Source organism: Streptomyces viridochromogenes DSM 40736 (genome assembly GCF_000158955.1).
GTDB lineage: Bacteria > Actinomycetota > Actinomycetes > Streptomycetales > Streptomycetaceae > Streptomyces > Streptomyces venetus.
On sequence record NZ_GG657757.1, the window covers coordinates 7,650,525 to 7,671,964 of the forward strand.

The following is a 21,440-nucleotide window of genomic DNA, read 5'->3' on the forward strand; positions in this document are numbered from 1 at the left end:
TGTCCCGCAAACACCTCAGGAGCCCCCTGTGTTCGACTCCGTGCGCGACGACCTGCGCGCCGCCCTCGACGAGATCCGCGCCGCCGGTCTGCACAAGCCCGAGCGCGTGATCGGCACCCCGCAGTCCGCCACGGTGAACGTCACCGCGGGCGGGCGGCCGGGTGAGGTCCTCAACTTCTGCGCCAACAACTACCTCGGCCTCGCCGACCACCCCGAGGTCGTCGCCGCCGCCCACGAGGCCCTGGACCGCTGGGGCTACGGCATGGCGTCCGTCCGCTTCATCTGCGGCACCCAGGAGGTGCACAAGGAACTGGAGGCGCGGCTGTCGGCGTTCCTCGGCCAGGAGGACACGATCCTGTACTCCTCCTGCTTCGACGCCAACGGCGGCGTCTTCGAGACGCTGCTCGGCCCGGAGGACGCGGTCATCTCCGACGCGCTCAACCACGCGTCGATCATCGACGGCATCCGGCTCTCCAAGGCCCGCCGCCTGCGCTACGCCAACCGTGACCTCGCCGAGCTGGAGGCCCGGCTCAAGGAGGCCTCCGACGCCCGGCGCCGGCTGATCGTCACGGACGGCGTCTTCTCCATGGACGGCTACGTGGCCCCGCTGCGCGAGATCTGCGACCTCGCCGACCGCTACGACGCGATGGTCATGGTCGACGACTCGCACGCCGTCGGGTTCGTCGGCCCCGGCGGCCGCGGCACGCCCGAGCTGCACGGCGTCATGGACCGCGTCGACATCATCACCGGCACCCTCGGCAAGGCGCTCGGCGGTGCCTCCGGCGGCTACGTCGCCGCCCGCGCCGAGATCGTCGCCCTGCTGCGCCAGCGCTCCCGGCCCTACCTCTTCTCGAACACCCTCGCCCCGGTCATCGCGGCGGCCTCCCTGAAGGTCCTCGACCTGCTGGAGTCGGCGGACGACCTGCGCGTCCGGCTCGCCGAGAACACGGACCTCTTCCGGAGCCGGATGACCGAGGAGGGCTTCGACATCCTCCCCGGCGACCACCCCATCGCCCCGGTGATGATCGGCGACGCGTCGGTCGCCGGACGCATGGCGGAGCTGCTGCTGGAGCGCGGTGTGTACGTGATCGGCTTCTCGTACCCGGTCGTACCGCAGGGGCAGGCCCGGATCCGCGTCCAGCTGTCGGCCGCGCACTCGGCGCAGGACGTCCACCGCGCGGTCGACGCCTTCGTGGCGGCACGGGCGGAGCTGGCCGGCTGAGCGACGCCGGGAACCTGAGAGAATCGATCGCATGATCGAAGCGCGGCGGCTCCACATCCTCCGTGCGGTGGCGGACCACCGTACGGTGACGGCGGCTGCCGCCGCGCTGTATCTGACCCCGTCGGCCGTGTCCCAGCAGCTCGCCGCGCTGGAGCAGGAGACCGGCCACCGGCTCGTCGAGCGCGGCGCCAAGGGCGTACGGCTCACGGCCGCCGGAGAGATCCTGCTCGGCCACACCAACGCCGTCCTCGCCCAGCTGGAGCGGGCCGAGGCCGAACTGGCCGCGTACAGCTCGGGCGCGGCCGGCACCGTCACGGTCGCCTCCTTCGCCACCGGTATCGCCTTGGTCGTCGCGCCCGCGGTGGCCCGGCTCGCCGAGTCGGCGCCCGGGATCCGCATCCGCGTCCAGGACGCCGAGGGCGACGCGAGCCTGCCGATGGTGCTGGACCGGCAGCTCGACGTCGCCGTCGCCGTCGAGTACCGGGGCGCCCCGCCCGCCGACGATCCGCGACTGACCCACGTACCGCTCTACGCGGAACCCTTCGACGCGGTCGTCCCGGTCACCCACCGGCTGGCCGATGCGGCGGAGATCCCGCTCGCCGAGCTGGCCAAGGACCCGTGGATCGGCCCGTACCCCGGCAACCCCTGCCATGACGTGGTGGTCCTGGCCTGCGAGAACGCCGGCTTCCAGCCCCGTATGGAGCACTCCTCGGACGACTTCCGCGCGGTCGTCGCCCTCGCCTCGGCCGACGCCGGCGTCGCCCTGGTGCCGCGCTCGGCGCTGCGCGGCATGGACCTCACCGGGGTGCTCGTCCGCCCCGTCGACGGCACGGCTCCCACCCGAAGGGTCTTCGCCGCCGTACGCAGGGGAGCCGAGGAGCACCCCCTGATCCGCCCCGTGCTGGACGCGCTCGGCGCGTCGGCCCAGGCGCAGCCCCTGCCGGTGTGAGGACTCCGAAACAGCGGCGTCTCATATCCGGGATAGCGTCCCGGATATGAGAACGGATGACGACCTGGACGCCGTCGACACCCGGCTCGGCGCCCGCCTGGCCGAGCTGCGGGCCGAACACGGCTGGTCCCTGGGCGAGTTGGCCGAACGCAGCGGAGTGAGCCGGTCCACCCTGTCCCGGGCCGAACGCGCGGAGACCAGCCCCACGGCCGCGCTCCTGAACCGCCTGTGCGCCGTCTACGGACGGACCATGTCCCAGTTGCTCAGCGAGGTCGAGGCCGAACCGGCACCCGTGATGCGCGCCCCGGACCAGCCCGTGTGGCAGGACCGGACCTCCGGCTTCGTGCGGCGGTCCGTGTCACCGCCGCACCCCGCCCTGCGCGGCGAACTCGTCGAGGGACGGCTGACCGCCGGCGCCGACATCGCCTACGACCGTCCGCCCGTGGCCGGTCTCGAACAGCACATCTGGATCCTGGAAGGAGCTCTCCTGGTGACCGCCCAGGACACCGAACACCGTCTCGGCACCGGCGACTGCCTGCGGATGCGGGTGTGGGGGCCGACCCGGTTCCGGTGCGCCGCCCCCGACGGCGTCCGGTATCTGCTGGCGGTGGTGCGGCCGTGATCGTCGACCGGCTCGACGCAGCCCGACTGGCCGCGAACGCGGGCCCGTTGGCGGACCTGCTGGCCGATACCGTCAACGCCGGCGCCTCGGTCGGTTTCCTCGCGCCCCTCGACCGCGCGGAGGCGCGCAGCTGGTGGGAAGAGCGGGCCGCGGACGTGGCCACGGGCCGGCTCGCCCTGTGGGCGGCGTACGACGGGGACCGGGTGCTCGGCACCGTGAGCCTGGCCTTCCCCGGCAAGGCCAACAGCCGTCACCGCGCCGAACTCGTCAAGCTCATGGTGCACCGGGACACCCGCGGCCGAGGCCTCGGACGCAGGCTCCTGGGCGTCGCGGAGGACGCGGCGGCGGCCGCCGACATCACCCTCCTGCACCTCGACACCGAGACCGGCAGCCCCGCCGAGCACCTCTACCGGTCCGCCGGCTGGACCGCGATCGGCGCGATCCCCGACTACGCGGCGAGCCCCGGCGGGGAGCTGCGGCCGACGACGATCTACTACAAGCAGGTACCGGCAGGCGCTCTCACCAGGTGAGTGTCAGTGGCAGCGGCTAACGTGCCTGCCATGCCGGATGCCGAAGACGTACGCCGTATCGCCCTGTCCCTGCCGGACACCACGGAGAAGATCGCCTGGAGCATGCCCACGTTCCGGGTCGCGGGAAAGATGTTCGCCACGCTGCCGGAGAACGAGACGTCCATCGCCGTGCGCTGCCCCAAGGTCGAGCGGGACGAGCTGGTGCTCGCCGAGCCGGGGAAGTTCTGGATCGCTTCCCACGAGGCGCAGTTCGCCTGGGTGCGGGCCCGGCTCGACGCGCTGGAGGGCGAGGGCGAGCTGCGGGACATCCTCGCCGACTCCTGGCGCCAGGCGGCCCCGACCCGGCTCCTGGAAGCACACCCCCGGCTGGGCCTCCCGGCGACGGAGTGACGGCCCACGGGTCTCACGCGGGGGCGACGGCCGCCCCCGCCCCGAGGAAGCTCCCGATGCGCTCCCGCAGTGACCGGGCGTCGAGGCCGTGGGCGGCGACATGCTCCTCGATCTGCCCGTACCGGCGCAGTTCGCGACGGCCCACACCCAGCCCCAGGACGCGGTGGGGGACCTCGTGCAGCGCGTCGTTCGCGGCGGCCGTCGAGGTGCCCGCCAGGTAGGGCTCGACGAGCACGACATCTGCCCCGGCGGCCCCGACGGCCCGGCGCAGAGCGGCCCCGTCGAACGGGCGGACGGTGGTCGCGTACAGGACGGTGACGTCGAGGCCCTCGGCGGCGGCGAGCACCGCGTCGAGCATCGGCCCGACCGCGACCACGACCCCGGACCGCCCCTCGCGGACGGTCCGGAAGCGCTCCCCGTCGACGGGCAGGGCCCGTCCGTTGGCCTGGAGCGACAGCCGCACGTACACCTTGTCGTCGCCCGCGGCGACCGCCTGCCGGAGCAGTGTCTCGGCCTCGTCCGGGTGGCCCGGCACATGGACGGTCCAGCCGTCCAGGGTGTCCAGCAGCGCGACGTCGCCCGGCGCCATGTGGGTGTAGCCGCCCGCCGGCCAGTCGAAGGAGGCGGCGGCGCTCACCAGCACTGCGCCCGCGTCCTGATGGCCGAGGTCCAGCTTGATCTGCTCGAAGGGCCGCTCGACGAGAAAGCTGGCGAAGGTGTGCACGACGGGCCGCAGCCCGGTCAGGGCCAGTCCCGCCGCCGCCCCGACCAGCAGCTGCTCGCGGATGCCGACGTTGACGACCCGGTCGGGATGGCGGCGGGCGGCCTCGTCGAAGCCGGCCGCGCCGATCTCGGCGAGGACCACGGCGACCCGGGGGTCCTCGTCGAGCAGCCGGGAGACGACAGGAGCGAAGCGGTCACGCATGGTGTCCATGGAGTTCGGGTTCCTTTCGGGCAGGAGGGTTCAGGTCGGGCAGGGAGGTTCAGGCGGATTTGGGCTCGACCCGGGCCACGACCACGTGCGGACGGCCCGGGTGCGGCGCGGTGAACGCCCCGTACAGCGCCTCGTGGTCACGGCCGTCGACGGTCAGCGCGGACCAGCCGGCCGCCTCGAAGCGGGCGGCGATCCCGCCGGGCCGCTGGTGCGACGCCGAGGAGTTGTCGACCACGACGGTGTGCAGCCGGTCCAGTCCGGCGGGCCCGGCGAAGGCGATCGCCTCGTGGTTGCTGCCCTCGTCCAGCTCGGCGTCCCCGACCAGCGTCCACACCCGCGGCTCGTCGAGCCCCTGGGCGCGCAGCCCCAGCGCGGTGCCGACGGCGATCGGCAGCCCGTGCCCCAGCGATCCGCTGCCGATCTCGGCCCCCGGCACGAGCGTGCGATCGGGGTGGTGGCCGAGCGGGGAGTCGTACGAGCCGAAGCCGGGCAGCCACTCCACCGGCACGAAGCCCCGGGCGGCCAGCACGGCGTAGTACGCCATCGGCCCGTGCCCCTTCGACAGCAGGAACCGGTCCCGCTCCGGGTCGTCCCACCGCTCCGGGCTCACCCGGAGCACCCGGTCGTAGAGCACCCACAGCACGTCCAGCGTGGAGGTCGCGGCCGGGCCGTGCTTCTCGTCGCCGGTCATCAGGCCCATCAGCCCCGGCAGGTCGGCATAGGTGTACGTGGTGTCCGTCGCGTTCGTCATGCCGACGAGCGTGCAACCTCAACCAAGATTGAGGTCAAGCGCGGGCCGCCCGGAAACGGATGCGCGATCACCGGCGTGAGTGCGGTATTGTTTCCCTGCGCGTTCGGCCGGGGGAATCCCCAGGTCAGACGGGCAACGGGACGTGGCGCAGCTTGGTAGCGCACTTGACTGGGGGTCAAGGGGTCGCAGGTTCAAATCCTGTCGTCCCGACTGGAGACATTTGCAGGTCAGGCCGGTTTCGGAGGTATCCGAAACCGGCCTTTGACCGTTCTTGGGGACCAGTCGGGGCCAGCGTCCCTGACCGGGTCATCGGGTCACGACGATCGGGCTGGCGAGCGCGGTGCGCGCAGCCGACCTGGCCGAAGCCGCACTCCACGGCACCCCGCCGTCGGCCCACCTCCTGCCGGTGCTCAAGCAGCGCCTCTGCGCCGACCACCCCATCGACCGACCCCGCATCGCGCTGCCGCGCCTCGCCATGACACGTACGACAGCGGGGCGCCGCCACGCTCAAAGGGCTTTACGGACAGGGGGCGGCTGACCGAATCAGCCGCCCCCCGACCCGCTCGGCCTGGTCTACGGAATGAAGCCGTAGTCCAACTGACCGGCCAGCCTCGTCCTGTCGTCCTTCAGGGACAGCGCGAGGGTGCGTGCGAGGGTGCCGCCGAAGCGGGTCCCGCCGTCGGCGGTCGGGACCGTGTCGATGAAGCTCTCCACGAGTCCGTTGGGCATCACGTAGTGCGAGTACTGCTGTGTCGGGGCGTCCTCGGGGTTGCCCAGCACCAGCGCGCTGCCGTTGAGCGGCTGGTACTCGCTGCGCAGCCCCGGGCCGACGAACCCGTAGAGGCCGTCCCAGCCGCTCAGTCCCGGCGCGAACGTGAACTTGTGGCTGATCGTGAACAGGTAGTACTTGCCGCCGCGGATGATCAGGTGCGGCCGTTCGGTCTGCTGGTTCACGCAGTTGGCCGAGAGCAGCGGGGGCTGGAGCTTCCAGTTCTCCATGCTGTCGCCGTCGGCCGTGGCCAGCCCGATGTTGCCCGTGTAGTACTTCGAGTCCTCCGGCACCTCGTGGCCGGCCGGGAGGTCACCCAGGTCACGCTTGGTGCACTGGTACGAGCCCGCGGTGCCGCCCGTGTTGCCCTCGAACAGCAGATGGATCTTGCGGTCCCGTGGGTCGCGGAAGACGAACGGGTCGCGGAAGGCGTAGATGATCGGGCCTTGTTGCGACTGTTCGAGGGTCTGGTACAGCTTGCCGTCTGCCTGGGCGATGATGCGGTGGTCCCGGAAGCCGGAGAACCACACGCGGTTCTTGTCCGCGTGGATCTTGCCGGTCGCCTGCGCCAGGCGCTGCAGCGCGTCGCTGGGGTCGACCCCGCCGTTGTCGCGCCCGGAGGCGGTGTAGAAGGACTGCACCTTGTCGCCGATGAGCGCCGTCGAGCCGGCCCACTCACGCGAGCCGAACGAGGTGCCGGCCGGGAACAGGTCGCCGCCGTACTTCCAGCTCTTGGCGTCACGCGAGTAGAAGTAGCCGATCTTCGCGTACCAGTGCCGGTCACCGAACGGCACCGAGCGCGGGGCCGTCAGCGAGAAGATGACGTGCCAGCCCTTGTAGGTGGCGGTCTGCGTGTTGAGCTTGGTGAGCGGCCAGGTGTCCCACACCCACACCTTGTCGGTCATCACCGGGAAGTCCGGTGACACGCGAGGGGCGGTGTTGGTCCTGTCCTGCTTGAGTTTCAGGGCGTCCGCGCGGGACCAGACGGCTGTGTGGTCGTCGTCGGCGGTGTACTGCCGTGCGCCCGTCCGGGACGCCTCGTGGGGGGAGGCGGAAGCGGGAGTGATGATGCCGCTCAGCGTCGCGAGGGCTGCCAGACCCGTCGCCAGCCGGAGCACCACTCGTCTTGCTCTGTACATACGTCACCCTTGGGGGGAAGAGGGAACGAATGGAAGCTGTGGAGCCGGTTCCATCGCTGACGCTACCTCAGTTTTGCGGGAAAAGAGTGAACTTGTGAGGTGAAGATTTACCTACGAGCAGCGGGCGGAGTCGCGCTGTGGAAGTTAATGGAAACCGATCCAATGTCGTCGGCGCAGCGCGGATCAGGTTCCGGCGACAGCCGTCGTACGCCGGGGCACGAGTTCCAGTTCCAGCATCTTCTCGACGGGCTCGCCAACGGGCCGGCCGATGCGTTCCAGGAGCATGCGCGCGGCGATCCCGCCGCTGGTGCGCAGGGGCTGGCGTACCGTGGTCAGCCCTACGTAGGCCGCCACGTCGAGGTCGTCGAAGCCGACCACGGACAGTTCCTGAGGAACCCTCACGCCCGCCGAGTTCGCCGCTTCGATCACCCCCAGCGCCCGGGTGTCGGACGCGGTGACGATCGCGCTGGGGGGCTCCGGAAGGGCCAGCAACTCGTCGGTGAGGCGGTGCGCCACCGCGCGGCCGTGCGGCCCGACCCGGACGTATGGCTCCTCCAACGCGAGGCCGTACGCTCGCAGCGCCAGCTCGCAGCCCTCGCGGCGACGGGCGCTCGCGCTGAAACGGAAACGGTCGTCGGCGACGTCGCCCATGAACGCGATCCGGCGATGGCCGAGTTGCAGCAGATGACGCGTCGCCAGCATGCCGCCGCGCGCGTCGTCGATCACCACACGTGGCAGGTCCGGGTGCTCACAGTCCAGCAGCACCGTGGGTAGACCGGCCCGTGCCAGCTGCTCCGCTTCGTCGTCGGTGGGAGCGAGCGAGATCGCCAGCAGCCCGTCGAAGCGGTCACCGGCCGCCACCGTCCGGTACTGCTGATCGCGCTGATCCGGTGTGGCCACGTCGAGCAGAGTGAGGTCGTGGTCGCTGCCGTGCAGCACGTGTGAGATGCCGCGCAGCCGCTCGACGACCGACGGCTCGGTGGCGAAGGGCGCGATGACGGCGATGCTCTGGGTGCGTCCCGTGGACAGGGCGCGAGCGCGCCGGTTGGGCCGGTAGTCCAGATCCCGGATCACCCGCAGCACTCGCTCGCGGGTGTCCTCGCTGACGTTCCGGCTGTCGTTCAGGACGCGCGAAACCGTGCCGACCCCCACCCCGGCCCGGGCCGCGACATCGCCGATGGTTGCCCGTTCTCCCACGGCCGTACAGTACCCGAACTCGCAGATCAACCTGCTGACACGCAGTTCCTAGGTGCCCGGTGCCGGTCGGGCCCGTCAACTGCGCCGAGGCCCGCTCGCCGGAAGCCCCGGGGCACGGCGTCGCGCGGAAAACTCCGGTGCGTCGCCTCGTGCACCTCTGCGAACATCCCCGAATGGCGCACACCTTCGAATCGCTGGTCATCCGGCACACTCATCGCGTGCCTTCCCCCGAGGGATCCGCAGGGGAAGGCGCCACCGCCGCCCGGCAGTTCGACGCGGCGCTGACCTCCGTGGGCTTCAAACTCTCCGCCGAACTGCTGGAGCGGCTGTCGGGGCTGTCCGAGGCCGCGGTCGTGCACACCGCCCGGCGAACGCTGGCCACCGTGAGTGAGATGGTGGGTGACCACGTCCGGCACAACTCCTACTTCATCGACTTCCCGGCGAATGTGCCGGACACCGAAGAGTTCTGGATGCGATGCGTGGCGAAGGCGCTCGCCGACGACACCTCGCGCGAGAACGTGCTGGCGCAGCTGACGCGGGGGGCCCTGAACCTGCTCAGCCTCCCCACGTACGGCCGCTACCAGCACACCTACGAGGAGATGCTCGCGGCACAGGACGAGCTGATGGCCTCGGCGGGTGACCGGGTGACCGTCCTGCACCTCGGCCGGGACCTGGACGCCGAACTCACGGACCTCTACCTGGCCCTGGCGGGCAGCACGACGCCCCTGGGCGAGGACCACCTGCGCGACCTCAGGACCCTCGCCGAACGCTGCGCCGACGGCCCCCAGCCGGAGTCGATCCCCGTCCGGGAGCACCGGGCGGTCGTCAACGAGGCCCGCCTCGGCGTCGGCGCCGGCCTCCTGCTGGACACCGTCACCGACGTGCTGCGTCTGGCCTGCGCCCTGTCGGGCGGCGATGTGACGCTCCAGGAACCCACCCGGTTCCAGGCGCTGCCGCGGCCGGTCCGCCGGGGGCTGCTCGCGGGCCTCGACGCGGTGGTCGCGGCGAACCCGGCGAAGCTCGCCGACGTGCACGCGCACCGGGAGCCCTTCAAGCGCCTCGGTGAGCGTCTCCACCCGCACGAGTACCCCCGCTGGCCGCACGCCGCCGACGTGTTCGCCGTGGCGCGGGGCGAGAAGGAGGCCCGCTCCTTCGGCAGCCGCGTCGAGAAACTGCTCGACGAGTACGACGTCACCGGTGCGGTGAAGCTGCTGAAGTCCGCTCCCGGCAAGCTGTTCCGCGCCCTGGACCTGCTGCTGCGCGTCGCCGCCGGCCAGGAGGAGCGGGACGCGGTGGTGGCCGCCGCGGTGGAAGTCGCTCCCGAGGTCTCCGGCCGGGTCGTCCTCTCGGTCCGTGAGCACTTCCACAACCGGGAGCGGGAGACCGACGCACCCCGTATCTTCGTCAACCGCCGGGGCCGCGCCTGGGTGACCCCCGACGACCGGCCCCCGGTACCGGCCGCGGACCGCGATCGTCTGATCTCCGCCCTCGACACGGAGATCCGCCGTCGCCTCCCGGCGCCGCGTCGCCTGCTGCTCGACCCCGAAGTCCTCGACGTGGCGCTCCCGCTCAGCGGCAGGGCGACCACGGCCGGGTTCGGCGTCCTGCCGCGGGGCTCGCTCTCGCGGGTCGACGGCGAACTGCTGCGCTTCTTCGTGTACTGGAAGCAGACCGAGGTCCGCACCGACTACGACCTGTCGGCCCTGCTCCTGCACCGCGACTACAGCACCGACGCCTGGCTCTCCTACACGTCCCTCAAAGCCGTCGGGGGCCGGCACTCGGGCGATGTCACCGAGGCGCCCGACGGGGCTTCGGAGTTCATCGACCTCTCCCTGGACCGGGTGCGCGGCACCTACATCGTTCCGCAGGTCAACATCTACGCGGGCGAGGGCTTCGAGGAGGCCGAGGAGTCGTTCTTCGGGTTCATGCTGCGCGACCGTGCGCAGAAGGGCCGTCCGTTCGAGCCGCGCACGGTGCGGATGAAGTCGGAGCTGCGTGGGATCGGCCGTGTGGCACTGCCACTGGTCTTCCGGCGCGGGGACGACGGCACGTGGCACGCGAAGTGGCTGCACCTGTATCTGAAGGGCATCTCGCAGGCGAACCGGGTCGAGGAGAACCAGGTGTCGGTGTCCAAGGTGGTGCGTGCCCTCGTGGAGCGGGAGCAGCTCACGACGAGGTACCTGATCGACCTGATGTCCCGCGACACCACGGCCGTGGATCTGTGGGACGGCGAGCCGGTCCCTGAGGAGCCCGTGACGTACATCGGTCTCGAACGGCCCGAGGGGCTGCACCCGGACTCCCGGATCATCACCCTCGAAAATCTGCGCGACCTGATCCCGGCCTGAGTGCTAGCGTTGCCGACGGCGAGGCCATGAAGGGGCTTCCTTCTCATTCACTCCTTATGAAAACGAGTTCCTTCGCTCTCCTCGCCCTCGACTCCGGCCGGGAGGCGCCCGCGTGGCGCCTCCCGGTTTTCGTACGCCGACTGCTCGTCAGCGCCAGATGGACTTCACCCGCCACGCCTGGAGGTGGTCGAGGGTGGCGGTGCCTCCTTCGACGAACACCTGGACGCCGGTGCTGGAGGGGTCGGGGAAGATCTGGTCGGACCGGTGCGCACCTTCAGGCCGAAGCGCTCCGCGTCCTTGAGGAAGAAGGTCGCCTCGATGTCGAGTGCCTTGCCCTTGGCCCCGAGGCGGAATGCTCTGCGCGCCCAGAATCGTCAGCGGGCCCGCCGGAAACGGCGGGCCCGCTGACGACTACCGAGTCAGCCGCCCCCGTCCAGATCCTCACGTCGGCGCAGCACCGACAGCTCGTGGCCGCGGAGTTCCATCTCGTACAGCTTTCCGCGTGCGTTCTCGAAGGGCCGGTGGAGGATCATCATCAGGCGGCCGTCGAAGGTGTGGAACAGCATGCCGTGGCCGCTGTCGTCGCGGACCAGCGGGCGGTGCTGCCGCCACGGTCCCGTGAGTTCTCCCGAGCGGGACACCGCGTACGTCTGCACGTAGCCGCCGCTGACGGTGCCGTCCCCGCCGGCCGTGTTCTTCTCGTAGGTCGACCAGAGCATGAGCAGGGACCCGTCGGGCGTGCGGTACAGCTGAGGGCCGTCGGTGACGTACGGCGCGAGCTGGTGCGGTACGCCGGCGGGGATCTGCTCGGCGGTCCAGGGCGCGTCCGAGGCCTTGAAGAGGTAGACCGGGTCACCGACCGTCCGGGACAGGTCAGGGGCCAGCCGGACGGCCTCCATGGTTCCGTCGATCGTCTGCAGCCACTCGTGCGCGTACACCATCCAGGGCTGCCCGGACGGGTCCACGTACAGCGTGCCGTCGAGGGTCATGAGGTGCTCGGGCGGGACGGGCCGTGAGGGGTCGAGCACGGTGAAGGGGCCGAGCAGAGAGTCGGAGACGGCGGTGATCGTGCCGCGCATATGGGTCGGGGTGCGGAACGGCACCCCCCACTGGTTCGGCGCCGGGACCGGGAGTGGCCGGTTCTCGTCGTGCAACGTGGTGAACAGGTAGTACCTGCCCTCCCAGGCGTGCACCTCCGGCGCCCACGCGCCGTCCGTCGCCCAGATGCCCTCCTGCGCGGCGGTCCGGAACACCACCACGGGGCGTGTCCAGTCGCGCAGGTCGGGGCTGCGGTAGACCATCGTGCCCGTGCCGTCCACGCCCGACACGGACGGGACGTTGGACGTGTAGAGGTGGTAGGTGCGCCTCTCGCGGTCGGCGACGACGAACGGATCGTGCAGCGGCATGTCGGCAAGCCGCATCGGCTCACCCCTTCGTGAGGGCCCGCCCTTGGTCAGATCGCACAGCCCGCGTGCGCCAACGCCTGCTTGAGCAGCACCCCGTGGCCGCCGGGCATCTCGCTCTGCACCGCCTCGGAGACGGCCTCCTGCGGGCTGAACCACACCAGGTCGAGCGCGTCCTGCCGGGGCCGGCAGTCGCCCGTCACCGGCACGATGTAGGCGAGGGACACCGCGTGCTGGCGGGGGTCGTGGTACGGGGTGATGCCCTGCGTCGGGAAGTACTCCGCGACCGTGAAGGGCTGGAGCGACGTGGGGACGCGGGGCAGCGCGACCGGGCCGAGGTCCTTCTCCAGGTGGCGCAGGAGGGCGTCGCGGACGCGCTCATGGTGCAGCACGCGGCCGGAGACCAGCGTCCGGCTGACCGTTCCGTCGGGCCCCATGCGCAGCAGCACACCGACACTGGTGACTTCGCCGCTGTCGTCGACGCGGACCGGGACGGCCTCGACGTACAGGATCGGCATGCGGGCGCGTGTCATCTCCAGTTCGTCGGAGGACAGCCAGCCGGGCGTGGTTTCGGTCATGTCAGACATTGCTTGATCATACTTTCAGCCGTTCGGACTTCCTGGATAGCCGCTCCTGGAGAACTGTGACCGGCCCCACGTCGTTCAATCGTCATTCAGCCGGTAGATCCGCAGGGCGTTGTCCCGTCCGGCCCACCGGGCGAACCGCAGCGCGTCCGGCAGGGACAGCTCGTCGGCGTCCACCCGCTCCTGGAGCAGCCCCGCCAGGCCCTGCCGGAAGGCGAGCGCACCGAGGTGGTGGAACTCGGCCACACCGTAGGCGTCGGAGCTGTACAGCAGTTTGCGGAACGGTGTGATCTCCAGGGCCTCGGCGAGCACCGCACCCGCCCGGGCGGGGCCGACGTGGTGGAGGGTCAGGCCGACATCGAGGTACACCTGCTCGAAGACGGCGGACAGGTAGGCGGCCTGCCGCTGGTAGGGCCAGCAGTGCAGCAGCAGCACGGGGATCGTCCCGGCGGTCAGGTGCAGCCAGTCCGTGAGGAGGGCCGGGTCGGCCCGGTGCAGCCGGATGTCGTTGTCGCCGAACCCGGTGTGCAGCTGGAGCGGCAGGCCGAGGTCGACGGCCGTCCACAGCAGGTGCCTGACCAGGACCGGGTCGTCCAGGCGGCCGCCCCGGGGCAGCCAGTGCCGGGCGGCCTCGCCGACCTCCTCGTCCGACGGCCGGGCCGGATCCAGACCGAAGCCGGTGCGGTAGGCCGCCACCGACTTCACCGCCACCACGCCGGGCCGCCGCACGGCGTCCAGTGCCGCCGCGCGGAAGGCGTCCGCGTACGCGTCCGGCTCCACCCCGGCGTCCCGCACCGACTCGGCGACGCTCTCCAGCCGTACGACCTCGTACGCGGAGCCGCCCGCCGCCTCGGCGACCTCGCGCGGAGTGGTCAGCCGGTCGGGGGAGTAGCCGGTGTCCACGCAGAAGACGTCCGCGCCCGAGGCCCGCAGGAAGCGCCGTTGCACCTCCCGCCAGCCCAGTTGGGAGCGCCGGGCGAGGTACTCCTCGGCGGGGGCGTGCCGCGGCAGGTCCAGCAGCGGAGCGCAGTGGCGGCGCACGGCCACGCCCACCGGGCTGTCGAAGGGCGAGACGCCCGGCCAGGCGTCGCCCTCCGTCAGGAGCGGCTCGAAGGCCTCCCGGCCGAGGTCGCCGGTCACCGTGCCGTGGCAGTGGTGGTCGACCAGCCTCAGGGCGTCGAGCGCCTCGCGGACCGCGCTCACGTCAGTACTTCCAGCGGTAGGCCGCCGCCACCTGGTCGTCGTCCAGCCCGGCGACGGACGCCGCCTCCCCGCGCCGCACCGCGATCACCGCGTCGGCCAGAACCGGGCCGAGGGCCGCCCGCAGCGGTTCGTCCGCGCGGAACTCCTCGACGGCCCGCTCCAGCGAGACCGGCAGCCGCCGCACGCCCCGGGCCGCCGCCTCCGCCTCGGCCAGCCGCGCCGGGTCCCCGGTGACCTCCTCGGGCAGGGCGGCGGACGACGTCAGGCCGTCCAGCCCGGCGGCGATCAGGCAGCCGAGCGCGAGATAGGGATTGGCGGCCAGGTCGACCGGCTTGACCTCCAGGTTGGCCGCCTGGTCGCGCAGGCCGGCGGTGCCGGTGACGACACGCAGGGCGGTCTCCCGGGTCTCGCGGCCCCAGGCGGTGAACACCCCGGCCCACTGGGAGGGCCTGAGCCGCAGATAGCTGGCGGGGCTCGGCGCGGTCACCGCCGTGAGGCCGGGCAGATGAGCCAGCAGGCCGGCCGTGAACGACTCGGCCTCGGCCGTCATGCCGTACCGGCCCTCGCCCCCGGCGTGCAGATTGGCCCCGTCGCGCCAGACGGAGAGGTGGACGTGCCCGCCGTTGCCGACGCCCTGCCCCACGACGGCCGGGGCGAAGGAGACGCGCAGCCCGTGCCGCAGGGCCACCGCCCGGACGGTCTGCCGTACCAGCACGCTGCGGTCGGCCGCCGCCACCGGATCGACGGCACGCACCGAGATCTCGAACTGCCCGGCCGCGTACTCGGGATGGACCTGCTCGACGTCGAGTCCCTGGGCCGCGCACGCCGCCAGCAGGTCAGCGGTGTAGTCGCCGAGTTCCACCTGCCGGGCAGCCCCGTACGCCGGTCCGGTCGTCGCCGGCACGAACGCGTCGCCGGGCGCGTCGCCCCGGGCCACGGTCCACTCCACCTCCACGGCCGCCTTGAAGGTCAGGCCGTGCCGCTCGGCCGCCTCGGCGACGACGTGGCGCAGGAACGTGCGGGTGCAGCCGGGGTGCCGCTCCCCGTCCTGCGTGACCCGGTCGACCGGCGCCCACGCCCAGCCGGGCTGCCCGGCCAGCACCACGAGCTGGTCGAGGTCGGGGTAGAGGCGCAGGTCGCCGTCGGGGGAGCCGAGCACGTCGGTGGTGACGATGGAGTCGTTCGCCAGGAAGGTGTCGAACACCGGGGACATGCCGACGCCCCAGGCCGCGGCGGAGGCGAGCCTGGCCGTCGGGACGGTCTTCACCCGGGCGATGCCCGCGGTGTCGACATAGGCCAGCACGACGCCGTGCACGCCCCGCCCGGCGAGCTCGCCGGCCGCCGCGGTGGCCCGCTCGACATCGCCGGGACGGCCGCCGGGGACGGGGTCGGCCAGAGTGGTCATGCGTCCTCCTCGACGAGCGGGCTTCAGGCCTTCACGGCCACCGCGCCGTACTGCGGCACCAGCACACCGGAGCCGTCCTCGGCCCGCCACTGCCCGCACGACACCATGCCCGGGTCCAGCAGCTCCAGGCCGTCGAAGAACGCGGCGATGTCCGCGCCGCCGCGAGCGGTGATGGGGGGAGTGGCGTTCTCGTTCCAGAACTTCATGGCCGGGATCTGGCCCGCGCCGCCGAGCTCGTCGTCGAAGGTCGGGTGGGTGAGGACCAGGAAGCTGCCGGAGGGGACCGCGGCCATCACGCGGCGCACGATGTCCCGGGCCTTCTCGGCGTCCAGGACGAAGTTCAGAATGCCCAGCATCATCACGGCGACGGGGCGGCTGAAGTCGAGGGTCTCCCGGGCCCGTTCGAGGATGGCGTCCGGGTCGTGCACGTCCGCGTCGACGTAGGCGGTGACACCGTCGCGACTGCCGGTCAGCAGGGTGCGGGCGTGCACCAGCACGATCGGGTCGTTGTCGACGTAGACGATCCGGGAGTCGGGCGCGATCCGCTGGGCGATCTCGTGGGTGTTGTCCGCCGTCGGCAGCCCCGTGCCGATGTCGAGGAACTGCCGCACCCCGCGCTCGCCGGCCAGGAACGACACGGCCCGGCCCAGGAAGTCCCGGTCCGCCCGGGCGATGTCCCGGATGATCGGGAACATGCCGGCGACGTGCTCGCCGACCCGCTGGTCGACCTCGTAGTTGTCCTTGCCGCCGATCCAGTAGTTCCACACGCGCGCGTTGTGCGCCACACCGGTGTTCAGCCGCGCCGAGCCGCTCGGCGGGGTGTGGCTCTCACTCACGTCTCTTCCTCTCCTCGCACGAGCGACCGAGGCCGGTCGTCGCCGCCCATTGTGCCGCTCCGGTGATCACGCTGTCCCGGGAATCGACGGGGCCGGCGGGGCGCGGCGGGGCCATCGGCGCGCTGCGGGGAGAGGCGCAGGGCCGGGCTAGTCGAACGTGCTGGGATTCGACGAGGGCGTCTTGCCGGCCAGCACGTCCTTCAGGCGCTGGGTGCCGAGCTTCACCGCCTGGTCGACGGAGTCCTGCTCGCCGCCGTCGAGCCCGCCCGCCGTGACGGTGATCGCGTCGTCGCCGACCCGGACGGCGGCGATGTCCAGGGTCAGCGTGGCCTGAGTTCCCCCGGCCGTGCCCTGAACCGTCACGCGCAGCCCCTCACGGGCGTCGCCCACGTTCGGCGGCGACGTCTCGATGACCTGCACGGTGCGCTGTTCGCCCTTCTCGGTCGCGGTGAACTGGGCGCACTTCTGCGGCAGGGTCGCCATCCAGTTCAAGGAGTCCTGCGGGTCGGTCCGGTCGTAGGAGGCCACCTGGTACAGCAGCCGCGAGTCGCCCTGTGTGAAGCCGCGCAGCGCGGACACGCCCGACGGCCTGCCCAGGAAGTCCTCGCCGAAGAGCGAGTCGAGCAGCCGCTGGCAGTCGGCCGCGTCGGTCTTGGCGGTGAGGAAGTCGGAGACGTCGACCGTGCCGATCAGCAGGTTGTCGTGCCAGTCCTCGGCCTCCGTCTGCTTGACCTGGGTCCAGTCGTCCTCGATGTCCGCCTCGGTGATCAGCGCGGCCCGGGCGCCGTCCTCGCTGAGGGTGGCGGTGGGGGAGGGGGACGGGGTCTGCCGCTTCCCGGCCACCTGTGACGCGGTGACGCCCGAGACCCGAGAGCCGTCCCGGTCGCCGTCCTGCGACGAGCAGGCGGCGGTGGTCAACAGCGTGCCTGCCGCCAGGGCGCCGGACAGGACGCGGGCGAGCCGGGGTGAGCGACGGGTCATCGCAAGAGCCTCCTGAGAACGTGACGCGTGTCCTCAGCGCACCACCGGCACCGACGGCCCACCACCGGCACCGGACTGTTCGGGTGAGCACGGTGCCGGCGGCCGGGGCGAGCCCCTCCGGCCCCTGGCGTGGCGGGCCGCAGGGACTGTTCAATGAAGCTGCACACCCGCCACGCGTGAGAGGAGCCGCCCGTGTCGTCCGCCGTCGTGCCGCCCGTCGGAGCGCGTATCCGGCAGGCGCGTCTGGAGCGCGGGACCAGCCTGCGCGCCCTCGCCCGGGAGGTCGGCGTGTCGGCGAGCCTCGTGTCACAGATCGAGACCGGGAAGAGCCAGCCGTCCGTCAGCACGCTGTACGCCATCACGACGGCCCTCGGCATCTCCGTCGAGTCCCTCTTCGACGCCCGGGCCTCCGCGCCCGTGGCCGCCGCGAGCCCACCCGGCACCGTCCTGCGCGCCCTGGCCGCCCTGGCCGCCGACCCCGGCCGGCGCATCGGTCCGCTGGTCGGCGCCGGTGAGCGCGAGACGCTGGAGCTGGACTCGGGGGTGGTGTGGGAGCGGCTCGGGCGGGTGCCGGGCGTGGACGTCGACTTCCTGCTGGTGACCTACCGGCCCGGCGGCTCCTCCTCCGGCTCCGGCGGCCTGATGCGGCACCCGGGCACCGAGTACGGCTATCTGACCTCGGGCGAGCTCGTGCTCACCCTCGGCTTCGACGAGTACACCGTGCGCCCGGGCGACGCCGTCAGCTTCGAGTCGACGACTCCCCACCGTTACCGCAACGATGGAGAGGTACCGGCTGTGGGTGTCTGGTTCGTGTCGGGCGACGTTCAGTGACACTTGACACCCGTACAGCCCGGGCGTTCACTCCGAAGTGGGGGTGGTCGCCATGGCGATCCGCACATACGGCCCGGGCGCCGTCGACTGGGAAGAACGCATCGACCTGGACCGGCTGCGCGGACAGCGGCTGGCCCGGCTCCACGAGTCCCTGAACCGCTCCACGCTCGGCGCGGTGCTCAGTTTCGACTTCGCCAACATCCGCTACATGACCGCCACCCACATCGGCACCTGGGCGATGGACAAGCTGATCCGCTTCGCCCTGCTGGTGCGTGACGGCGAACCGGTCGTCTGGGACTTCGGCTCCGCCGCCCGCCACCACCAGCTGTACAACCCGTGGCTCGACTACAGCGACGGCAAGGGCGGCCCGCCGACCGGGGCCCGCGCAGGCATCTCCACCCTGCGCGGCGCCTTCCATCCGGACGCGGGCATCGCCGAGGACGTCGCCGCCAAGATCGCCGGCGAGCTGCGCGAGCACGGGCTGGCGAACGAGCCCCTCGGCGTCGACGTCGCCGAGATGCCCGTCCTCGCCGCCCTGCGCGCCGAGGGCATCGACGTGGTCGACGGGCAGCAGGTCTTCCTGGAAGCCCGCCGGATCAAGACCGGTGACGAGATCGCCCTGCTCACCCAGGCCTGCGCCATGGTCGACGCGGCCTACGAGGAGCTGTACGGGTATCTGCGGCCGGGCGTCCGCGAGAACGAGTGTGTCGGCGTCGTCAGCAAGGTCCTGTACGACCTCGGCAGCGAGTACGTCGAGGGCGTCAACGCCATCTCGGGCGAGCGCTGTTCACCGCATCCGCACGTCTACAGCGACCGCCTCGTCCGCCCCGGCGACCCCGCCTTCTTCGACATCCTGCACAGCCACCTCGGCTACCGCACCTGCTACTACCGCACGTTCGCGGTGGGCTCCGCATCCCGCGCGCAGCGGGACGCCTATGTGCGCTGCCGGGCGTACATGGACCAGGCGATCGCGCTCGTCCGGCCGGGCGCCACCACCGCCGACATCGTCCAGGTCTGGCCGCGCGCCGAGGAGTTCGGCTTCGCCGACGAGACCGCCGCCTTCGCCCTCCAGTACGGCCACGGCGTCGGACTGTCGATCTGGGAGAAGCCGATCTTCAGCCGGCTGGTCTCCCTCGACCACCCCGAGGTCCTCGAAGAGGGCATGGTGTTCGCCCTGGAGACCTACTGGCCGGCCGCCGACGGCTGGTCCGCCGCCCGGATCGAGGAGGAACTGGTCGTCACCGCCGACGGGTGCGAGGTGATCACCAAGTTCCCGGCGGAGGAACTGCTGGTGGCGGGGCGCAAGTACTGGACGGTGGGCGGGGAGCTCGACACCCGGCGCGAGTCGCAGTCCCACCTCAACACCTCGCACGCCGACGGGGTGCCCTGATGGACGCGGCCGGGCTCCTCACCGCCTACGAGCGGATGGCCGTCATCCGCCGCACGGAGAAGGCCGCGCACGACCTGTTCCTCCAGGGCCTGGTGAAGGGCACCACCCACCTCGCCGCCGGACAGGAGGCGGTCGCGGTGGGGGCGAGCGCCGCCCTGCGGCCGGACGACTACGTGTTCGCCACCTACCGAGGCCATCACCACGCGCTCGCCCGCGGCGCCACCCCGCAGGAGTGCCTCGCCGAGCTCATGAGCCGGGCGACCGGGCTGTGCAAGGCCAAGGGCGGCTCCATGCACCTGACCAAGGCGGCGACCGGCATGCTCGGCTCCTACGCCATCGTCGGCTCCCACCTGCCGATGGCGGTCGGCGCGGCCTGGTCGGCCCGGCTGCGGGGGACCGACCAGCTCGCCGTCGCCTTCTTCGGCGACGGCGCCACCAACATCGGCGCCTTCCACGAGTCGCTCAACCTGGCCGCCGTGTGGAAGCTGCCCGTGCTGTTCGTGTGCGAGAACAACCTGTACATGGAGTACACGCCCATCGCCGACGTCACGGCGGTGCCCCGGCCCGCCGCCGACCGGGCACCCGCCTACGGCATCCCGGGCGAGGTCGTCGACGGCAACGACGTCATGGCCGTCGAGGAGGCGGTGGAGCGGCTCGCACGGCGGGCCCGGGGCGGGGACGGACCCGCCGTGCTGGAGGCCGCGACCTACCGGCACTTCGGTCACAGCCGTGCCGACCCGGCGGCCTACCGTCCGGCCGAGGAGGTCGAACGCTGGCTCGCGCACGATCCGTTGGACCTCGCGCGGGGACGGCTCGCCGAGCTGGGCGTGGCGGAGGCGACGGTCGCCGAGGCCGACGACCGGGCCCGGGCCGTCGTGGAGCGGGCCGTCGAGGCGGCGAAGGCCGCGCCGCCGCCCGAACCGCGGGAGGCACTCGCCGACGTGTGGGCGGACGGAGGTGCCGCATGGCGGACGTGATCACCTACCGGGAGGCGGTCGCCGAGGGCATCGCCCGCGAGATGCGCCGGGACACGTCGGTCGTGTGCCTCGGGGAGGACATCGGCGCGGCCGGCGGAGTGTTCAAGACGACCACGGGGCTGCACGAGGAGTTCGGTCCCGAGCGGGTGTGGGACACGCCCATATCCGAACAGGCCATCGTGGGCGCCGCGATGGGCGCCGCCATGACCGGGAGGCGGCCCGTCGCCGAGATCATGTTCTCCGACTTCCTGGCCTGCTGCTGGGACTACCTCGCCAACGAGATCCCCAAGGTCCGCTACATGACCGGCGGCCAGGTGACCGTGCCGCTCGTCGTACGCACCGCCAACGGCGGCGGACTGGGCTTCGGCGCCCAGCACTCCCAGGCGACCGAGAACTGGGCCCTGACCGTCCCGGGCCTGAAGATCGCGGCACCGGCGACACCCGCCGACGTCGTCGGCATGATGGCGGCGGCGATCCGCAGCGACGACCCCGTGGTCTTCTTCGAGCACAAGGCTCTCCTCGCGACCAAGGGGGCAGCGCCGCCGCCCGGCCACGTCGTCGAGCTGGGCCGGGCCTGCGTCGTCCGTCCGGGCGACGACGTCACGCTCGTCGCGCTCGCCTCCATGGTGCCCCTGGCACTGAAGGCCGCCGAGGTGCTGTCGGGGGAGGGGATCGAGGCGGAGGTGGTCGACCTGCGCTGCCTGGTCCCGCTGGACGCCGCGACCGTCCTCGCCTCGGTGTGCACGACCTCCCGGCTCGTCACCGTCGAGGAGAACCCGTACCAGGGCGGCTGGGGCGCCACCGTCGTCTCGATCGTCGCCGACGAGGGCTTCGGCCTGCTGGACGCGCCCGTGCGGCGGGTGGCGGCGGAGTGCGTCCCGCTGCCCTTCGCCGACGCGCTGGAGGAGCAGGTCATCCCCACGGTCGACAAGGTCGTCATGGAGGTCCTCAGACTCGCCGCCTACTGAGCCGCCCACCGCCA

Annotated in this window: 20 protein-coding genes, 1 tRNA gene and 1 pseudogene; 11 read left to right on the forward strand and 11 right to left on the reverse strand. The window is 72.0% G+C overall.

Features of this window, described 5'->3' with window-relative positions:
- The first annotated feature begins 28 nt into the window (after window positions 1–28).
- From SSQG_RS33475 to SSQG_RS33495, 5 genes are read left to right on the forward strand one after another with little or no spacing between them, the layout of a single operon-like run.
- Complete coding sequence (locus tag SSQG_RS33475) at window positions 29–1,222, forward strand: glycine C-acetyltransferase (protein ID WP_003994407.1); 1,194 nt, start codon at window positions 29–31, stop codon at window positions 1,220–1,222.
- Between the two features lie 31 nt (window positions 1,223–1,253).
- Window positions 1,254–2,171: a LysR family transcriptional regulator gene (locus SSQG_RS33480; protein WP_003994408.1), complete on the forward strand. Its 918-nt coding sequence runs from the start codon at window positions 1,254–1,256 to the stop codon at window positions 2,169–2,171.
- Window positions 2,172–2,217: 46 nt separating this feature from the next.
- Window positions 2,218–2,793 (forward strand): helix-turn-helix domain-containing protein, encoded by a 576-nt coding sequence (locus SSQG_RS33485; RefSeq protein ID WP_003994409.1) that lies wholly within the window; start codon window positions 2,218–2,220, stop codon window positions 2,791–2,793.
- On the forward strand, window positions 2,790–3,323 hold the full coding sequence (locus SSQG_RS33490; RefSeq protein ID WP_003994410.1) for a GNAT family N-acetyltransferase: 534 nt from the start codon (window positions 2,790–2,792) through the stop codon (window positions 3,321–3,323). Before SSQG_RS33485 ends, SSQG_RS33490 begins: the two co-directional genes overlap by 4 nt.
- A 30-nt stretch (window positions 3,324–3,353) precedes the next feature.
- A complete protein-coding gene (locus tag SSQG_RS33495; RefSeq protein WP_039934182.1) occupies window positions 3,354–3,713 on the forward strand; it encodes an MmcQ/YjbR family DNA-binding protein in 360 nt (119 codons plus the stop codon).
- Window positions 3,714–3,726: 13 nt separating this feature from the next.
- Here SSQG_RS33495 and SSQG_RS33500 read toward each other — a convergent pair whose 3' ends face one another.
- Window positions 3,727–4,647, reverse strand: a complete 921-nt coding sequence (locus SSQG_RS33500; protein ID WP_003994412.1) for a transketolase family protein — start codon at window positions 4,645–4,647, stop codon at window positions 3,727–3,729.
- A gap of 49 nt (window positions 4,648–4,696) precedes the next feature.
- Window positions 4,697–5,398: a transketolase gene (locus SSQG_RS33505; protein WP_003994413.1), complete on the reverse strand. Its 702-nt coding sequence runs from the start codon at window positions 5,396–5,398 to the stop codon at window positions 4,697–4,699.
- Between the two features lie 136 nt (window positions 5,399–5,534).
- On the opposite strand from SSQG_RS33505, the gene SSQG_RS33510 reads away from it, so the two are divergent.
- A tRNA-Pro gene (locus tag SSQG_RS33510) sits at window positions 5,535–5,608 on the forward strand.
- Window positions 5,609–5,971: 363 nt separating this feature from the next.
- Here the strand turns inward: SSQG_RS33510 and SSQG_RS33515 are convergent.
- Window positions 5,972–7,306, reverse strand: a complete 1,335-nt coding sequence (locus SSQG_RS33515) for a glycoside hydrolase family 68 protein (RefSeq protein WP_003994415.1) — start codon at window positions 7,304–7,306, stop codon at window positions 5,972–5,974.
- 183 nt (window positions 7,307–7,489) lie between these two features.
- Window positions 7,490–8,503: a LacI family DNA-binding transcriptional regulator gene (locus SSQG_RS33520; protein WP_244299334.1), complete on the reverse strand. Its 1,014-nt coding sequence runs from the start codon at window positions 8,501–8,503 to the stop codon at window positions 7,490–7,492.
- A gap of 173 nt (window positions 8,504–8,676) precedes the next feature.
- Between SSQG_RS33520 and SSQG_RS33525 the strand changes: the two genes are divergently transcribed.
- Window positions 8,677–10,848: a TerD family protein gene (locus SSQG_RS33525; RefSeq protein WP_003994417.1), complete on the forward strand. Its 2,172-nt coding sequence runs from the start codon at window positions 8,677–8,679 to the stop codon at window positions 10,846–10,848.
- A 147-nt stretch (window positions 10,849–10,995) separates the two neighbouring features.
- Here the strand turns inward: SSQG_RS33525 and SSQG_RS44140 are convergent.
- The 7 genes and pseudogenes from SSQG_RS44140 to SSQG_RS33555 form a co-directional block, all read right to left on the reverse strand.
- A pseudogene (locus SSQG_RS44140) lies at window positions 10,996–11,189 on the reverse strand (hypothetical protein); the annotation flags it as partial.
- A 78-nt stretch (window positions 11,190–11,267) separates the two neighbouring features.
- A complete protein-coding gene (locus SSQG_RS33530) occupies window positions 11,268–12,269 on the reverse strand; it encodes a glycoside hydrolase family 43 protein (protein ID WP_039934183.1) in 1,002 nt (333 codons plus the stop codon).
- Window positions 12,270–12,301: 32 nt separating this feature from the next.
- Window positions 12,302–12,829 (reverse strand): NUDIX hydrolase family protein, encoded by a 528-nt coding sequence (locus SSQG_RS33535; RefSeq protein ID WP_039935612.1) that lies wholly within the window; start codon window positions 12,827–12,829, stop codon window positions 12,302–12,304.
- 84 nt (window positions 12,830–12,913) lie between these two features.
- Complete coding sequence (locus tag SSQG_RS33540) at window positions 12,914–14,038, reverse strand: amidohydrolase family protein (RefSeq protein WP_003994421.1); 1,125 nt, start codon at window positions 14,036–14,038, stop codon at window positions 12,914–12,916.
- A 1-nt stretch (window position 14,039) separates the two neighbouring features.
- Complete coding sequence (locus SSQG_RS33545) at window positions 14,040–15,443, reverse strand: glutamine synthetase family protein (protein ID WP_003994422.1); 1,404 nt, start codon at window positions 15,441–15,443, stop codon at window positions 14,040–14,042.
- A 23-nt stretch (window positions 15,444–15,466) separates the two neighbouring features.
- The gene (locus SSQG_RS33550; RefSeq protein ID WP_003994423.1) at window positions 15,467–16,279 is read right to left on the reverse strand and encodes an SAM-dependent methyltransferase; all 813 of its coding nucleotides are present in this window, start codon (window positions 16,277–16,279) and stop codon (window positions 15,467–15,469) included.
- Window positions 16,280–16,426: 147 nt separating this feature from the next.
- Window positions 16,427–17,260 (reverse strand): hypothetical protein, encoded by an 834-nt coding sequence (locus SSQG_RS33555; protein WP_003994424.1) that lies wholly within the window; start codon window positions 17,258–17,260, stop codon window positions 16,427–16,429.
- A gap of 192 nt (window positions 17,261–17,452) precedes the next feature.
- On the opposite strand from SSQG_RS33555, the gene SSQG_RS33560 reads away from it, so the two are divergent.
- The 4 genes from SSQG_RS33560 to SSQG_RS33575 are packed head-to-tail and all read left to right on the forward strand — an operon-like array spanning window position 17,453 to window position 21,426.
- Window positions 17,453–18,091 (forward strand): helix-turn-helix domain-containing protein, encoded by a 639-nt coding sequence (locus SSQG_RS33560; RefSeq protein ID WP_003994425.1) that lies wholly within the window; start codon window positions 17,453–17,455, stop codon window positions 18,089–18,091.
- Between the two features lie 52 nt (window positions 18,092–18,143).
- A complete protein-coding gene (locus SSQG_RS33565; RefSeq protein WP_039934185.1) occupies window positions 18,144–19,481 on the forward strand; it encodes a M24 family metallopeptidase in 1,338 nt (445 codons plus the stop codon).
- A complete protein-coding gene (locus tag SSQG_RS33570) occupies window positions 19,481–20,458 on the forward strand; it encodes a thiamine pyrophosphate-dependent dehydrogenase E1 component subunit alpha (RefSeq protein WP_039934186.1) in 978 nt (325 codons plus the stop codon). The genes SSQG_RS33565 and SSQG_RS33570 overlap by 1 nt, the downstream gene beginning before the upstream one ends.
- Window positions 20,446–21,426, forward strand: coding sequence for an alpha-ketoacid dehydrogenase subunit beta (locus tag SSQG_RS33575; protein ID WP_003994428.1), 981 nt, complete (start codon window positions 20,446–20,448; stop codon window positions 21,424–21,426). Before SSQG_RS33570 ends, SSQG_RS33575 begins: the two co-directional genes overlap by 13 nt.
- Window positions 21,427–21,440 lie beyond the last annotated feature (14 nt).

Excerpts from the sequence above, each read along its gene's own strand:
- SSQG_RS33480 (WP_003994408.1), top strand. The coding sequence starts at position 1,254 with ATGATCGAAGCGCGGCGGCTCCACATCCTCCGTGCGGTGGCGGACCAC.
- SSQG_RS33485 (WP_003994409.1), top strand. The coding sequence starts at position 2,218 with ATGAGAACGGATGACGACCTGGACGCCGTCGACACCCGGCTCGGCGCC.
- SSQG_RS33495 (WP_039934182.1), top strand. The coding sequence starts at position 3,354 with ATGCCGGATGCCGAAGACGTACGCCGTATCGCCCTGTCCCTGCCGGAC.
- SSQG_RS33500 (WP_003994412.1), bottom strand. The coding sequence starts at position 4,647 with ATGGACACCATGCGTGACCGCTTCGCTCCTGTCGTCTCCCGGCTGCTC.
- SSQG_RS33505 (WP_003994413.1), bottom strand. The coding sequence starts at position 5,398 with ATGACGAACGCGACGGACACCACGTACACCTATGCCGACCTGCCGGGG.
- SSQG_RS33515 (WP_003994415.1), bottom strand. The coding sequence starts at position 7,306 with ATGTACAGAGCAAGACGAGTGGTGCTCCGGCTGGCGACGGGTCTGGCA.
- SSQG_RS33525 (WP_003994417.1), top strand. The coding sequence starts at position 8,677 with ATGGCGCACACCTTCGAATCGCTGGTCATCCGGCACACTCATCGCGTG.
- SSQG_RS33530 (WP_039934183.1), bottom strand. The coding sequence starts at position 12,269 with ATGCGGCTTGCCGACATGCCGCTGCACGATCCGTTCGTCGTCGCCGAC.
- SSQG_RS33535 (WP_039935612.1), bottom strand. The coding sequence starts at position 12,829 with ATGACCGAAACCACGCCCGGCTGGCTGTCCTCCGACGAACTGGAGATG.
- SSQG_RS33545 (WP_003994422.1), bottom strand. The coding sequence starts at position 15,443 with ATGACCACTCTGGCCGACCCCGTCCCCGGCGGCCGTCCCGGCGATGTC.
- SSQG_RS33555 (WP_003994424.1), bottom strand. The coding sequence starts at position 17,260 with ATGACCCGTCGCTCACCCCGGCTCGCCCGCGTCCTGTCCGGCGCCCTG.
- SSQG_RS33565 (WP_039934185.1), top strand. The coding sequence starts at position 18,144 with ATGGCGATCCGCACATACGGCCCGGGCGCCGTCGACTGGGAAGAACGC.
- SSQG_RS33570 (WP_039934186.1), top strand. The coding sequence starts at position 19,481 with ATGGACGCGGCCGGGCTCCTCACCGCCTACGAGCGGATGGCCGTCATC.
- SSQG_RS33575 (WP_003994428.1), top strand. The coding sequence starts at position 20,446 with ATGGCGGACGTGATCACCTACCGGGAGGCGGTCGCCGAGGGCATCGCC.